Annotated in this window: 8 protein-coding genes; 5 read left to right on the forward strand and 3 right to left on the reverse strand. The window is 74.5% G+C overall.

What is annotated here, in order from left to right; translation table 11 throughout:
- Positions 1 to 166: 166 nt before the first annotated feature.
- From WMF20_RS09680 to WMF20_RS09700, 5 genes are all read left to right on the forward strand, one after another.
- Positions 167 to 2605, forward strand: coding sequence for a protein kinase domain-containing protein (locus tag WMF20_RS09680; RefSeq protein ID WP_437612626.1), 2439 nt, complete (start codon positions 167 to 169; stop codon positions 2603 to 2605).
- 158 nt (positions 2606 to 2763) lie between these two features.
- The gene (locus WMF20_RS09685) at positions 2764 to 4323 is read left to right on the forward strand and encodes a protein kinase domain-containing protein (RefSeq protein WP_437612628.1); all 1560 of its coding nucleotides are present in this window, start codon (positions 2764 to 2766) and stop codon (positions 4321 to 4323) included.
- Between the two features lie 76 nt (positions 4324 to 4399).
- Entirely contained in the window at positions 4400 to 6538 is a 2139-nt protein-coding gene (locus tag WMF20_RS09690; RefSeq protein ID WP_437612630.1) for a protein kinase domain-containing protein, read from the forward strand.
- Positions 6539 to 6634: 96 nt separating this feature from the next.
- A complete protein-coding gene (locus WMF20_RS09695) occupies positions 6635 to 8842 on the forward strand; it encodes a protein kinase domain-containing protein (RefSeq protein WP_437612631.1) in 2208 nt (735 codons plus the stop codon).
- A gap of 195 nt (positions 8843 to 9037) precedes the next feature.
- Positions 9038 to 10744: a protein kinase domain-containing protein gene (locus WMF20_RS09700; protein ID WP_437612633.1), complete on the forward strand. Its 1707-nt coding sequence runs from the start codon at positions 9038 to 9040 to the stop codon at positions 10742 to 10744.
- Between the two features lie 347 nt (positions 10745 to 11091).
- Here the strand turns inward: WMF20_RS09700 and WMF20_RS09705 are convergent, their stop codons facing one another.
- From WMF20_RS09705 to WMF20_RS09715, 3 genes are read right to left on the reverse strand one after another with little or no spacing between them, the layout of a single operon-like run.
- The gene (locus tag WMF20_RS09705; protein WP_437612635.1) at positions 11092 to 12789 is read right to left on the reverse strand and encodes a hypothetical protein; all 1698 of its coding nucleotides are present in this window, start codon (positions 12787 to 12789) and stop codon (positions 11092 to 11094) included.
- 12 nt (positions 12790 to 12801) lie between these two features.
- The gene (locus WMF20_RS09710) at positions 12802 to 13848 is read right to left on the reverse strand and encodes a hypothetical protein (RefSeq protein ID WP_437612637.1); all 1047 of its coding nucleotides are present in this window, start codon (positions 13846 to 13848) and stop codon (positions 12802 to 12804) included.
- 31 nt (positions 13849 to 13879) lie between these two features.
- Positions 13880 to 15601, reverse strand: coding sequence for a PGRS family protein (locus WMF20_RS09715; protein ID WP_437612639.1), 1722 nt, complete (start codon positions 15599 to 15601; stop codon positions 13880 to 13882).
- Positions 15602 to 15610: the final 9 nt, after the last annotated feature.

The following is a 15610-nucleotide window of genomic DNA, read 5'->3' on the forward strand; positions in this document are numbered from 1 at the left end:
GAATCGGATGTTACGTCGCGCGGGAGCAGGCGCATGAGGGAACGGACGGCGCGAGCGCTGGACGGGGGCGCCGGAGGGATGCCGCGGCTCGCCTCGCTCCGCTGGCCGCGTCCGTCCGGGCGTGCTCCGTGACGGCGGGGCGCGCCGCGCTGCCGGAAAGCCGCTGATGTCATCGCCGAAGAGCTCGACGCTGCTCGCCTCCGGCGTGCTGATCGACAAGAAGTACCGGCTCGTGCGCCAGATCGGCGAGGGCGCCATGGGCGTCGTCTGGTCGGCGGTCAACGTGGCGACCGCCCGCGAGGTGGCGCTGAAGCTGATCCACCGCCCCGAGGCCGAGTTCCGGCTGCGGCTGCAGCGCGAGGCGCGCAACAGCGGGGCGCTGCGGCACCGGAACGTCATCGACATCTACGACATGGGCGAGACCGAGTCCGGGGAGCCGTTCCTCGTGATGCAGCTGCTCACGGGGGAGACCGTGGCCGAGCTGCTCGCGCGGCGGCGCCGGCTCGATCCGCCGGTGGCGGCGTCGATCGGGCGCGACGTGGCGCGCGGCCTCGCGGCGGCGCACGCGATGCACATCATCCACCGTGACCTGAAGCCGGCGAACATCTTCCTGCACCGCGAGCCGGACATGGACGAGCCGGTGGTGAAGGTGCTCGATTTCGGCGTCGCGAAGAACCTCTCGGTCAACGACGGCCTGCACACGGTGCAGGGCGGCGCGGTGGGGTCGCCGCTCTACATGAGCCCGGAGCAGGTGAGGGCGGAACCGAACGTCGATCACCGCGCCGACATCTGGGCGCTCGGCGTGGTGCTGTTCGAGATGCTGACCGGCATGCGGCCGTTCCAGGGGGACGCGCAGGCGGTGTTCATGGGGATCCTGACCGGCGAGATCCCGACCGTGTCCAAGTACCTGCGGCGGGTGGACCAGGGGCTCGTCGATCTGATCGCGCGCTGCATGCGGCGGGACCGCGCGGACCGGATCGGCTCCGCGGCGGAGGTCGCGGCGCAGCTCGATCGGTACGCGGCGCGGGGCGTCGGCGCCGGCATGGACGCGGCGCTGCGGACGACGTCGCCGGAGGGGCTGGGGCTGCTTCCGGGCGAGGGCACGGACGGCGGCTGGCAGGCGGCGCAGGCCGGGACGGCGCAACCCGGGTCGGTGGCGCAACCCGGGTCGGTGGCGCAACCTCGGTCGGTGGCGCAACCCGGGCCGGGGGGCGTCGACGCGGGCGCGGGAGCGCTGCCGCTGGCGCTGCTCGGCGGCGGGCCGCGGGCCCCGATCCCGGTGCAGGAGCCGCCGGGGGCAGGCGCGCCGCCGTCGCGGGGCCCTGGGCAGGCGGCTGCGGGGCAGGCGGCGAGCCCGAGCCCGGATGCGGGACAGGGGGCGGTCGCGTCGCCTCGGCGCGCCGGGAGCTCAGGCCAGCACATCGTCGCGGCGTCGGCGGGGCGCGCGCCGTGGGACGAGGACGTGGCGACCCTGCCGCTCACGCGGGGGAGCGCGGAGGCGGCCGGGGCCGGCAAGCAGCGCGCGGGCTCGGGGCAGCACCCGGCGGCGGGACATCCCGCGGCTGCGCTGCTGACGCCGCTCCCCACGGCGGCGTCGGCAGCGTCGAGGCCGTCTCTATCGAGCGTGGTGCAGCCCGCGCCGGCGCCGGCCGCGTCGGCGCACCCGGTGCCGGGGGCGATCCCGGAGCGCGGTTCCTGGGGGATGACCGTGCGTATGACCTCGCCGTCGACGCCGGAGGGGACGGCGGGGCCGGGGGGCTTCGGCGCTGCCGGCGCGCAGGCATCCGGCAGCGCCAGCGCGTCGTCGAGCGGGATCCCGGCGTCGACGGTGAAGCTCGCGCCGGAGCAGGGCGCGAGCGCCTCCGACTCCAGGCCGGGCGCGACGACCGGCACGGGCGTGCCGCAGCAGGGGGCGAGCTCGTCGACGACCCCGCTCGTCTCGAACCACCCGTCGGTCCATCAGACCGGGGCGCACCAGGCCCAGGGCGCCCAGGAGCCAGCGCTGCAGGGCGGCGAGCAAAAGCGCAAGCGCACGGCCGCGACGCTGGCGATCGCGGCTGCCGCGCTGTCGCTGATCCTCGTGGGGATGCTGATCGCGCTGCGATCGCAGGGGCCGGCGCCCGCCGCGCCGGCGCCGTCCGAGAGCGCGGTGCTGCCCGAGATCACCTCGGGAAGGGACGAGGGGACGCCGCCCGAGGGCGTCGGCGTTCGGCCGCCGGACGACCGGCTCCCGGAGCAGCCGGCGGGGTCGCCGTCGGGCTCCGCGACGGCAGCGCCGCCCGAGCCGCCGGCGGCGCAGAGCGCAGCTCCGGCGCAGAGCGCAGCTCCGGCGAGCAGCGCGGGGCCGGCGGCGAGCGGCAAGGCCGGGCCGGCGGCGGGCGCCGGGACGGCGACGGGCGCGGGCAGCGCCGGCAGCGCGACGGGGGTCGGCGCGGGCGCCGCGGCGGGGGCCGCCGCGCCGGCGACGCCGAGCAGCGCGAAGCCGCGCACCGGGGGCAGCTCGCCTCCGACCGGGACGGCGCAGACCGCCAAACCGCCCTCGAATCCGTGCGCTGGTCTCAAGTTCATGGAGAAGCAAAAGTGCGAGGCGCGGTTCAAGAAATAGGGGTTCTGTTCCCCGGTGTCGCGCGGCCTCTCCCGCGCTGACGCCGCGGTCGCGCCGGCGCGCGCCTGTCCTTGACCGTGCGCTATCTCACCTGCGACAATTCCCCTCAAGCGCCTTCGACCTGCCGCCCCCGCGTCGTCCCTAACGCGAGCCCATCCATGTCATCTCCCTCGCCTCCTGCCGGCCCGCCGCCAGGTACGCTCGTTCGCGGCAAGTATCGGCTGCTCCGTCGGATCGGCGAGGGGTCGATGGGGGTCGTCTGGGCCGCGCACAACGAGGCCACCTCGCGCGAGGTCGCGCTCAAGCTGCTCGTGCGGCCCGACCCGGAGCTCCGCGTCCGGCTCCTCCGGGAGGCGCGGGCCTGCGGCGCGGTGAGCCACCGGAACATCGTCGATATCTACGATGCGGACGAGACCGAGGACGGCGATCCGTTCCTCGTCATGCCGCTGCTCTCGGGCGAGACGCTCTCGTCCTTGCTCAAGCGCAAGCGCAAGCTGGAGGTCCCCGAGGCCTCGCGCATCGCGCGCGACATCGCGCGCGGCCTCGCCGTGGCGCACGAGCGCGGCATCATCCACAGGGACCTGAAGCCGTCCAACATCTTTCTCCACACCGAGCCTGGCGAGAGCAACTACGTCGTCAAGATACTCGACTTCGGCGTGAGCAAGTTCCCCACGGCGTCTGATCAGATCCGCACCGCGACAGGCATCCTCATCGGCTCGCCCGCGTACATGAGCCCGGAGCAGGTGCGGGCGCAGGGCGAGCTCGACACGCGCGCGGACCTCTGGGCGCTCGGGGTGGTGATGTTCGAGATGCTCACCAGCCGGCGGCCGATCCAGGGCAGGGCGCACGAGCTCCTGAGAAACGTGCTGCAGGGCGAGATCCCCACGGTCTCCCAGATCGTCTGGCAGATCGACCCCGGGCTCGATGCCCTCGTGGCGCAGTGTCTCCAGCGCGATCGCGAGCGGCGGCCGCGCTCGGCGGCGGAGGTGGCGGCGGCGCTCGAGCCGTTCGTCGCGCCGCCTCCGCGACCGCGCAGCGCCTCGTCGCCGGGCTCGTCGCCGGATCTGCGGTACGACGTGCAGCAGCAGCCGGGGCGGGGGCCGTGGGGCGGGGCGGCGCCCGGGCCGATGCCGGCGACAACGACGCCGCTTCCGGCGTCGATGGCCCCTCTGCAGGTTCCGCACGGCCACGGCGGCGCGCCGACGCCGCCGCGCGGGTCGGGCGCGTCGCCGACGCCGCCGCCGCGCGGGTCGGGCGCGTCGCTGACGCCGCTGCCAGGGGTGGGCGCGTCGCCGACGCCGCCGCGAGGGTCGGGCGCATCGCCGGCGCCTCCGCCGAACGGGAGCCCGGCGGCGCCCGCGCATCGGCCGCCGATGCCGAGCCATCCCTTGCTGGGGGAGCACGGGACCATCAAGCTCTCACCGGGGGCGGCGGACGTTCATCGGCAGGCGCTCGTCGCCGCGCAGGCGCGTCCTGCCGGTGCCATCGCGCCGCAGCCTGCGCAGGCGCCGGGGGGCGGCACCGTGCCGCTCGAGACGCTCCGCATGCCGGAGCGAGCGCCGTCCGCGGCTGCTCGCCCGGCGGTCGTGTGGATCGCCCTGGCGGTGCTCGCGGCGGTGGTCCTCGTGGGGATCGGCATGGCCGCGGGGTACCTGCTGTTGCGCGCTGGGGCGGAGATCCCCGCAGGTCGCGGTGGCGCGCGTGTTACCTCGTGGTGACGCCCTTTCGTTCCGTGGTACGTCACGATACCTTGCGCGCCCCGGTCCTGCGCCCCGAACAACCCTGTTGAGCTCGATGTCCAAGTCCTTCACGCACATCGCTGCCGGCCTGGTGATCGCCGAGAAGTACAAGCTGGTGAGGAGGCTCGGCGAGGGCTCCATGGGCGTGGTGTGGGCTGCGCTCAACCTGTCCACGTCGCGCGAGGTGGCGTTGAAGCTGATCCACCGGCCGGATCCCGAGCTCCGGCGGCGGCTCCAGCGCGAGGGGCGGAACGGCGGGGCGCTGCGGCACGGCAACGTCATCGACATGTACGACATGGGCGAGACCGAGTTCGGCGAGCCGTTCCTCGTGATGCAGCTGCTCACGGGAGAGACGCTCGCGGATCTGCTCCAGCGCAGGCGCCGGCTCGACGCGGACGTGGCCGCGGCGATCGGGCGCGACGTGGCGCGGGGCCTGGCCGCGGTGCACGCGGCGCACATCGTCCACCGCGACCTGAAGCCGGCGAACATCTTCCTGCACCGCGAGCCGGACATGGACGACCCGGTGGTGAAGGTGCTCGATTTCGGCGTCGCGAAGAACCTCGCCATGAACGACGGCATCCGCACGGCGACCGGCGGCGCGGTGGGTTCGCCGCTCTACATGAGCCCGGAGCAGGTGAGGGCGGAACCGAACGTCGATCACCGCGCCGACATCTGGGCGCTCGGCGTGGTGCTGTTCGAGATGCTGACCGGCACGCGGCCGTTCCAGGGGGACGCGAGGGCGGTCTTCACCGGCATTTTGTCCGGGGAAATCCCCAAAGTTTCCAGGTACTTGCGGCGTGTGGATCCGGGGCTCGTGGAGCTCGTCGCGCGGTGCATGGCGCGCCAGCGGGACGAGCGGATCGGGTCGGCGGCGGAGGTGGCGGACCTCCTCGACGGGTACACGGCCGCGGGCGCGAGGTCGGGCAGGAGGGCGGGCGCCGCGGGCGCCGCGGTGGGGGGCGGAGGCGGCGTTGCGGCGCCGGAGATGCCGGCGCAGAGGGCGAGCGTGGCGCCGGTATCGCCGCCGGCGCTCGGCGGAGCGAGCGTGGCGCCGGCGGGGGTGGCGCCGGCGCTGGGGGCGAGCGTGGCGCCGGCGGGGGTGCCGGCGGTGCTGGGGGCGAGCGCGGCGCCGGCGGGGGTGCCGGCGGCGCTGGGGGCGAGCGTGGTGCCGGCGGGGGTGCCGGCGGCGCTGGGGGCGAGCGTGGCGCCGGCGGGGGTGCCGGCGGCGCTGGGGGCGAGCGTGGTGCCGCCGGGGTTGCCGGCGGCGCTGGGGGTGAGCGTGGTGCCGCCGGGGTTGCCGCCACTGCCAGGTGCGAGCGGTGCGGCCGAGCCGGTGTGGAACGCCGAGCTGACCCAGAAGCTCGATCCGGAGGTCATGGTGGGCGCGGACGCGGGGGCGGGCGCCTCGCCGACGTGGGGTCAGGACGAGCCGGGGAGAGCGGGGAGATCGACGCCCGCGCCGCTCGCGCCGGGTCCGGAGGCGGGGCGGGCGCCAGCGCAGCCGTCGCCGTGGGCAGCGCGCGCGACGCCGCCGCCGATGCCGCCGCCGGAGCCGAAGCGGCGCCCGGGCAGGAACCAGGTCCCCCGCGCGATCCTCGCGCTGGTGGCTGCTTTCGCCGCTGGCCTCGTGGGCGCGGTGCTCTTCTTCGCCCTGCGCGCGCCCGCGGGCAGCAGCGAGGTGTCCGCAGGGCCGGACGCGTCGTTGGAGGCAGACGTCGAGCGCGAGAGCGTCGAGAGCAGCGTCGCCAGGCCGGCCGAGACGCAGCCTCCGCCGGCGGAGCCTGCGCCCCCGGCGCCGGCGGCGGCCGAGCCGAGCGAGGGCGACGCGGATGCGGGCGCCGCGAGCAACGCCGAGCCGGCGCAGGCGGACGCATCGACCCCGGCGGCGCCGAGCGCGCCGGCCGCAGCGGCGTCCGCGACGGCGGCGGCCGTCGCAGCGGCGGCGCCCGCGGTGGCAGCGCCGGCCAAGGCGGCGACGCAGGCGCCGACCGCGGCGGCGCCTGCGTCGCGGCTCGCCGCTGCCGCGCAGCCCGGGGGTAAAGCTCCCGGGAAAACGTCCGCGCCGCCGCCTCCGGCGCCGCAGCAGCCCGCCGCCAAGCGGCCCAAGGTCGATCCGTGCGCGGGGAAGACCGGGTTCATGCGGACCAACTGCCTGCGGGAGAACGAGCGGAAGCGGGATCCCTACGCCCCCTGAGCGGCGTCGACGGCCGGGGCGCCGGTTCCGCGATTCCGGTCGCGCGGGAGCGATGGTAAGCCCGCGCTGGGCTTGGGGCGCGACCCGGGGGGGCATATGTCGGAACCGATCGAGGCGTACAGGCTTCTTCCGGGCATGCTGCTCGCGCGGAAGTACCGCCTCGGCCGCAAGATCGGGCAGGGCGCGATGGGCGTCGTGTGGGCCGCGAGGAACGAGGCCACCGGGCGCGAGGTGGCGCTCAAGGTGATCGCGCGGCCCGATCCGTCGCTGCGCAAGCGGCTGCTCCGTGAGGCGCAGTCCTGCGGCGCGCTGCAGCACCCGAACATCGTCGACGTGATCGACGTGGCCCGCACCGAGAGCGGCGAGCCGTGCCTCATCATGGAGCTGCTCGTGGGCGACAGCGTGGCCGCGCTGCTCGAGGCGCGGCGCCGCCTGGAGGCGCCGCTGGCCGCGCGGATCGCGCACGACGTGGCGGGCGCGCTCGGGGCGGCGCACGCCGTGCCCATCGTGCACCGCGATTTGAAGCCGGCGAACGTCTTCCTGCACCGGCCGAGCGAGGCGGGCGACTTCGTGGTCAAGGTGCTCGACTTCGGGGTGGCGAAGAGCCTCGCGGCCGCGAGCGGCGCGACGTCGACGCTCGACGTGGTGGGCTCGCCGCTCTACATGAGCCCGGAGCAGCTGCGCGCGGACGAGGACCTCGATGCGCGGTCGGATCTCTGGTCGCTCGGGGTGATGCTGTTCGAGATGCTCACCGGCGTGCGGCCGTTCCAGGGCGAGGGGCCGCAGCTTCTGTCGCAGATCCTGTCGGGGGAGATCCCGAAGGTGTCTCGCTATCTGCGGCGCGTGGACGAGCGGCTCGTGGGGATCGTCGACCGGTGCCTGCGCAGGGAGCGGCACGAGCGGTTCGGGACGGCGGAGGAGGTGGCGCGGGAGCTCGCGGCGTTCGTCCTGCCGGCCGCGGCGGGGGCGGGGGAGCTCCGGGCGGGCGCGGGGGAGGCGGAGCGCGGGGGGCTGCGCATCACGGGGGAGCGCACCGCGCCGCCGCTGGGGAGCGCGGCGGAGCAGGAGACGGTGGTGGCGCCGGCGCGAGGGCAGGGGAGCGCGGCCGCCGCGGAGGAGCTCGCGACGACGGCGCCGCTGGCGTGGCCGGGGGCGCTGGCGAGGGAGAGCGGCGACGGGAACAGCGCGGTGAGGCAGGGCGGCGCGCAGGCATGGGGGATGGGCGCGCAGGGCGCGCAGGGCGCGCAGGGCGCGCAGGGGGCGCATGCGGTGCAGGGGGCGCATGCGGTGCAGGGGGCGCATGCGGTGCAGGGGGCGCATGCGATGCAGGGGGCGCAGTCGGTGGTGCAGAGCGCGCATGCGGTGCAGGGGGCGCAACCGGCGGTGCAGAGCGCGCCGGGGCTGCAGCGCCCGCACGCGCCGCAGGGCGCGCTGGCGGCCGGGCAGGCCTTGCAAGGCGCAGCCGCGTCGGGCACGAGCGCCGCCGACCCGGCCGCCGGAGCCGGACCCATGGTCACGCTTCGCGGGACGCTCGTGATGCAAGGGGAGGCCGCCGAGGCGCAGTATCAGGCGGCGATGGCCAGGATGCGCGCGGCACAGGCGCAGCAGGCCAGCGCGCGCGCCGCGGGCGCGCAACCCGCCGCGCAGGTGGGAGCCGCCGGCAAGGCGAGGCGAAGGGGAGGGAAGGCCACGGCGATCGTGGCCGTGCTACTGGTGGCTGGCGTGATCGCGGGCGCGGTCGCGACGACGTGGCTCCTCGGCTGGGGAAAGCCGACCGCTCCGGCAGGAGCCGAGGGAGGCAGCGAGCCAGCCGTGGGCGCGGCGGAGGCGATGCCGCGCGAGAGGGCTCCGGCTGCGGCAGCGGTGACGCATGCTGCCGCAGGGCCGGGGCAGCCTGCCGCGATGGAGCGACCCGCGGAGCGCGCGGACGCAGGGCTCGAGGGGGCGGCGCCGATCGAGCAGGAGCAACACGAGGCCAGGGCGGCCCAGGAGGCCAGCGCGGCCCAGACGGCGCCGCCGCCGCGAGCGGCGCCGCAGCAGGGGGCGGTTCCGCCCGCTTCGCCCGGGCCCGGAGGGACATCGGATCAGGTGAGGCCGTCGCCGCCGACGGGGACGGCAGGCGCTGCGATGGGAGCGTCGAAGCCGTCGCCTGGGCGAGCGTCCGTCCCTGGAAAGCCGGTGATGGCCTCGGACTCCGTGTACGACGGCGACCGGTCGCCCTCTCCGCCGCCTCCTGCCCGCACTGCATCGCCGGCCGGCGTCGCGGCCACCGCGGAGAAGAAGCCGCCGCCCCGGCCGTTCTGAGCAGGCTGGCCCGTCGCGCCGACAGCCGTCGCACCGCGGCGCCGCGCTCGAGCTCGCCTCGACGCGCGATCCTTGCGCCGCGACCCGTGCGCCGCGCCCGTGCGCCGCGCCCGCACGCCGCGTCCGTCGCGCTCGGCCTGCGCGTCCGGCGTGCGATCGGTTACGCTGCTCCCACCGCAGGAGGCGCCCCGGCGCATGCAGCTCGAACCAGGCTCGATCATCGCCGACAAGTACCGCCTGGAGCGCGCCCTTTCGGCGGGCGGCATGGGCTCGGTGTGGGTGGCGCAGCACGTCCAGCTCGGCACGCACGTCGCCGTCAAGTTCATGGGCACGGCCTACGCCGGGTCGCCGGCGTTCCGCGCGCGCTTCGAGCGTGAGGCGCGCGCGGCGGCGCACCTCCGGAGCCCCCACGTCGTGCAGGTGCACGACTTCGGCTTCGAGCTGGGGGTGCCGTACCTCGTGATGGAGCTCCTGCGCGGCGAGGACCTCAGCGCGCGCCTCACGCGGGTGCGCCGGCTCTCGCTGCCGGAGACGCAGCGTCTCCTGGTGCACGCCGGGAAGGCGTTGCGGAGCGTCCACGACGCCGGGCTGGTCCACCGCGACCTGAAGCCGGCGAACCTGTTCCTCGCGCGCGTCGACGGCGAGGACGAGGACATGCTCAAGCTGATCGACTTCGGGATCGCGAAGGAGACGGCGACGAAGCTCGTGTCGGAGGCGTCGACGACCGGCGAGGTGATGGGGTCGCCGCACTACATGAGCCCGGAGCAGCTCCGTGCGGAGCGCGACATCGACGCGCGGAGCGATCTCTGGGCGCTGGGGGTGATCCTGTTCCGGATGGTGACCGGGTACCTGCCGTTCCCCGGCGAGGTGCTGGCGCAGGTGATGACGCGGATCCTCGTGGAGCCGATCCCGTCGCCGCGGCAGCTCGCGCCGGATCTGCCGCCGGCGATCGACGCGTTCTTCGCACGGGCGCTGGCGCGCGACCGGAACCAGCGGTTCCAGAGCGTGCGCGAGATGGTGGAGGAGTTCGGGCGGGCGACGGGGATGCCGGTGTTCTCGTCGTCGGGGGTGGGGGGATCGAGCCCGTTCGGGTGGACGGCGGTGGGGACGCCGGGGGTGACGGGAGCGGCGGGGGCGCCGTGGGCGGGAGCGGGGGGCGGTGCGGGCGGCGCGGGTGGGAGCAATGCGGGCGGGGGCGGCGCGGGCGGGGGGCCGGTGGCCGCCGCCGGCGGGGGAAGGGGAGCAGGGTATGGCGCTGCGGTTGGGGCGCCGGGGACGGGGGCGAGCGGTGAGGCGGGGGGCCATGGCGCGGCCGCGGGGCATGAGGCGCAGGCGCAGCCGGGGACGCTGACCGATGCGATCCGTGTGGCGGCGTCGCAGCGGTCGCGATCGCGCGGCGCGCGGGTGGCCTGGGTGCTGGCGGGCAGCGTGGGGCTCGCGGTGGTGGGATTGGGGCTGGGGGTTGCGCTGCGGCGCGCCCTGGAGGAGCCGCCGGCTCCGGTGGCGGCGGCGGAGGCATCGGCGGAAGTCGCGGCGAGCGCGCCTGGATCTGCGGCGGCTGCGGTGGCGACAGGGGAGGCGCCTGTGGCGGCGAGAGGGGAGGCGCCTGCGGTGGCGGCAGGGGAGGCGCATAGCGAGGAGCCGGCGCTGCTGCCAGGGCCGGCGTTGAGCGCGCAGGTGCTGGAGAGCGACGCTGGAGCGAGCGCACCACCCGAGGAAGTAAAGCCTGCTCCGGCAGGCTCGCCGGGGACGAGCGCCGCGCCGGCGTCCTCGGTGCAGGCGGGAGCGCCCAAGGACAGGCGTCCGGGGGGGACGCAACCCTCCGGCCCGGGTGGGTCGAAGCCGGCAGGAGCAGCGGCGCCTCAGAAGGCAGTACCTGGACAGCCAGACTGGGGGCTCTGAGACAACGCGCGGCGGTGTGCTCGGTGCAGGCGCTTGTCAAGGGGTAATTACCACAAATCGACGTGCGACATTGAAAAATCGATGTGAGACATCGTTGAACCGATGCAGGGCATCGAAAATCGATGCCGTGCTTCGCGTGGGTGAAGGCGGACATCGAGCGGCTGAGGTTGCGCTTCGCCTGAGCGAAGGCGGCCATCGACGGGGCGAGGTGCGGCTTCCGCCGATGGCCGCGAAGGTCGGAGCGGCGGAAGCGGCGGTGGCAGCGAGGCGGTGTGGAGATCGAGGCGCACGCGGCAGGGTGAACCGCCGGTGGACCCACCGGCGGTGCGCCGCGCGCAACTTGGGCGCTAGTTGAACTCCAGCGTGTTGCTCGCCATCCCAGGGGCGCCGCTGTGGCCGGCATCGCTGCCCTGGCCGCCGGTGCCCGGATCGCCGAGCTCGATGGTGGCGCCGTCGGTGGGCGGCGGGGCTCCGCGAAACGCAATGCCGAGGGAGTGGCCGCCCTGACCGCCGCCGCCCTTGCCGCCGTTGCCGCCGTTGCCGCCGGTGCCGCCGTCGCAGGCTGGGAGTAGCCCCGCGGCCCCGTCCGGGACCCTTCCGCCGGTGCCGCCCTGGCCACCCGGGCCGCCCGGCTGTCCCGGGCCGCCCTGTCCGCCGTCGCCTCCGCTGCCGGCCTTGAGGGTCACGCCCTCGAAGGAGAGGGCGGCATCCAGGCTGATGAGCGCGATGCTGGAGCCGCCCGGCAGGCCGCCTCGGCCGCCGGCGCCGCCGCAGCCGCCGGCGCCGCCGGAGCCGCCAGCTGCGCCGGCGCGACTTTCCTGGTCGCCCGGACGACCGCCCGGGCAATAGCGGGTGTCCGTTGCCGTAAGCACGCCCCGCTCGCCGCCGCCGCCGCCGCCGCCTTGTCCAGGCGCCCCACGGCCGCCATCACCGCCGGAGACGCCGGCGTAGCCGTTCAGGGAGATCTCTCCGATTCCCATGGCGTCCGCGCCGGGGCTGCCGGAGGCCGCTGTTCCAGGCGTTTTGTCGTCGAGGGCATTCCCTGGTCGGCCAGGCGCGCAGTAGTGTAGGCCGTTGTTGCCTACGCCGCCGTTCTCGGCTCCGTCGATGGATATGAGAATGGGTCTACCATCGTCTCCGCGGTCTCCGAAATTCACGGAGCCATTCCCGCCCTTGCCCCCCCACGAGTCATCGGCCGCATCGTCGGGCGTGCCGCATTGATTCGTTACCGTGCGGCCACCGCGCACGTCGACATCCCGGCCGGCGGAGCATGCGTTGCCGCCTGCTTCCCCCGGCGCACCCTGCGCGGCGGTACCGATATGAGCGGCCCCGTCCGCCCCCGCTCCCGCGTGTCTGGCCTCGAGCACGCATCGCACGAGCTCCACGCTCGCACTGTGCGCGAGGGCCGCGATGGACGACAGCCCTGCTCCATTGGCGTCGAGCTGCCCGGTCGACTGCGCCACGACGTGCAGATCCTCGATGTGCACGGTTCCCGGCAGCCCGCGCATCGTCAGCGGGATCACCCCTTTTTGTGCCGTCAGGCTCGTCTTCTCCGTATCGCCGACCCACTTCCACCCGTCGTTGCAGTCGAGCCCGCCGTAGAGCGCCACGCCGCCGGGCACCTCGACCGTTTCGATGAAGTCCTCGCCATCGCCGGCGCACGCGTACACGCGCCGGGTTCCATTCTTCTTTGCGAGATCGACGGCCTCCTGAAGCGAGCCGAGCGGTTCCGCCTTGGTTCCCGCCTCATTGGATGCGTCACCGCGCGCCGACACGAAGACGCCGCAGGTATCGTCCACGCCATCGGGGTTTTCGCGGGGCATGCATTTCGCATCCCCCGGGTCGGGCGGGTCGGGAGGGTTGTCCGGCGGATCCGGCGACTCCGGCGATGCCGTGTCTGCAGCAGCGCCTCCGCATTGATGCAGCTCAAAGCAGTCTGGTCCAAGGCAGCTCGACGAATGGATCGCTGCTGCGATCGACATCACGACCAGTGTCGGCGCCCCGCGTGCGGCCAGTCGGATCGCCCTCTTGGTTCGTCGATTCATGGCGTCCTCGACTCAGAACACGCCGCCAGCGACGAGCCCCGCGCCGCCCGGTGTCACGAGCGGCGCGACGTGCATCTGCTTCTCCGGCTCGCTCGGCGCTGCAGCGAGCCAGGTGTAGCCGAGCGCTCCGAGCGCGCTCGCTCCACCGACGATGAAGCTCCACGCTGCGAGGTTGCTGAAAAGGTATTTGTCGTCGACCATCGAGCTCAATTTCTGGCACTGAATCGCCTGATCGTTACCGGCGGGACTGGAGCAGTTCACCGGACCGCCGGCCATGGCGTTGACCGTCCTCCACTGCTGTCTCGCGTCGCTCGCATGGCCATTGGCGACGAGCGTGAACGCGACGCCCGCGAGCACCAGAGCTCCAGCTGCCCCGCCGCCGATGAGCGCGATCGTCCTCGCATCGCTCCCCGCCGCTGAAGGCGCGCGGCCCGGGAGCGGCGCCGTTGCTGCCGCGGTGGAGGCAGGCGAGAGCTCGACGGTGACGCGCTCTCTCTTTCCCTCCGTCAACCGGAACGCTCTCGTCACCGGGGTGTAGCCCGGCGCGGTCGCGACCAGCTTGTATTCACCGGGATCGCGTTCCACGGGCGTCGCCACGGCGATGCGCTCTCCGTTCAGCGTCAGCTCCACCGCGCTCGGCGGCGCGCCCGTGACAGCGACGTCCAGGGCCGGGATGCGCGGCGCCAGGGCGGCCAGCCCGGCCTTCGCGTCGGCCTGGGCCTGATGGAACGCCCGCGAAGCGCTGGCGTCGAGCGGCTCGTCGACGACGCGTCGATAGAGCGCGCGAGCCTCGATCAGGCGACCGAGGCGCTCGCAGGAGCGCGCCGCGAGGAGCAGGAACGGCGGGGCGTGGACCTGCGCCTCGGCGCTGCGGAAGGCTGCGAGCGCCTCTTCGTAGCGGCCGGCGTTGAAGAGCTCCCAACCCTTGTCGGCGAGGGCTCGGGCCGCGACCTTGGCCAGCTCGTCCGGCCGGGCAGGCTGGGACACCGCGGTGGCTGGCACGGCGGAGAGCGTGAGCGTGAGGAGCAGGCCCAGGCGGAGATGTCGGCGGACGGTCATGGCTGCAGAGCGCGTCTAGGCGGCAGGGGGTCTAGTTGAACTCCAGCGTGTTGCTCGCCATCCCAGGGGCGCCGCTGTGGCCGGCATCGCTGCCCTGGCCGCCGGTGCCCGGGTCACCGAGCTCGATCGCGGTGACGCCGTCAGTGGGCGGCGGGGCTCCGCGGAACGCGATGCCGAGGGAGTGGCCGCCCTGACCGCCGCCGCCGTTGCCGCCGGTGCCGCCTTTGCCGCCCTTGCCGCCCATGCAGGCTGCTCGTAGTCCCGTGGCCCCGCTTCCGCCTGGGCCCCCATCACCTCCCTCTCCGCCCGGCTGCCCGGGACCGCCTTTGCCGCCGTTGCCTGCGTTGCCGGCCTTGAGGGTCACGTCCTCGAACGACAGCGCGGCATCCAGGCTGATGAGCGCGATGCTGGAGCCGCCCGGCAGGCCGCCTCGGCCGCCGGCGCCACCGCAGCCGCCGGCGCCGCCGGAGCCGCCAGCTGCGCCGGCGAGCCTTTGATCGTCGCCCGGACGACCGCCCGGGCAGTAACGGTCTGCCGCCGCCGTACCCACGCCCCGCTCACCGCCACCGCCGCCGCCGCCTTGCCCAGGCGCCCCACGGCCACCATCTCCGCCGGAGACGCCAGCGTAGCCCTTCATGGAAATCTCTCCGATGCCCGTGGCGTCCACGCCGGGGCTGCCAGAGGCCGCTGTTCCAGGCGCGCCGCCGTCGAGGGCGTTGCCTGGTCGGCCAGGCGCGCAGTTGTGTATGCCGTTGTGGCCGAAGCCGCCGTTCTCGGCTCCATCCATGGATGCGAGAATGGGTCGACCATCGCCTCCGCGGTCTCCGGCGTACACGGAGCCATTCCCGCCCTTACCCCCCCACGAGTCATCGCCCGCATCGCCGAGCGTGCCGCATTGATTCGTTACCGTGCGGCCGCCGCGCACGTCGACGTCCTGGCCGGCGGAGCATGCGTTGCCTCCCGCTTCCCCCGACGCGCCCTGCGAGGCAGTTCCCACGTGAGGATCACCTTCCTCCCCCGCTCCCGCGTGTCCGGCCTCGAGCACGCATCGCACGAGCTCCACGCTCGTGCTGTGCGCGAGAGCCGCGATGGACGACAGCCCTGCTCCTTTGGCGTCTTGCTGCCCGGTCGACTGCGCCACGACGTGCAGATCCTCGATGTGCACGATTCCCGGCAGCCCGCGCATAGTCAGCGGGATGACCCCTTTTTCTGCCGTCAGGCTCGTCTTCTTCGTATCGCCGACCCACTTCCAGCCGTTGTTGCAGTCGAGCCCGCCGTAGATCGCCACGCCGCCGGGCACCTCGACCGCTTCGATGAAGTCCTCCCCGTCGCCAGCGCACGCGTACACGTGCCGGGTTCCCTTCTCCTTCGCGAGATTGATGGCCTCCTGGAGCGAGCTGAGCGGTTTCTCCTTGGTTCCCGCCTCGTTGGGTACGCCGCTGCGTGCCGATACGAAGACGCCGCAGGTGTCGTCCACGCCATCGGGTTTCTCACGGGGTACGCATTTCTCCTCCTCCGGCTCGGGCGGGTCGGGCGGATCCGGAGGGTCGGGCGGATCCGGAGGGTCGGGCGGATCCGGTGTCTGCCCGCCGGTGCCAGCCTGTAGACAGTTTTCATGCCGGTCCTCGCAGTTGGGGGATGGAGTGTCGTAGACACAGCTCGCCGCGTGCACCGCCGCTACCAGCGATGCCATGACCAGCGCCGAAGCGCTGTGAGCGGTGAGCTGCATCGTCCTCTTGGCGTGTCGGTTCATGCGTTCCTC

Source organism: Sorangium sp. So ce834, assembly GCF_051521425.1.
Taxonomy (GTDB): domain Bacteria; phylum Myxococcota_A; class Polyangia; order Polyangiales; family Polyangiaceae; genus Sorangium; species Sorangium cellulosum_D.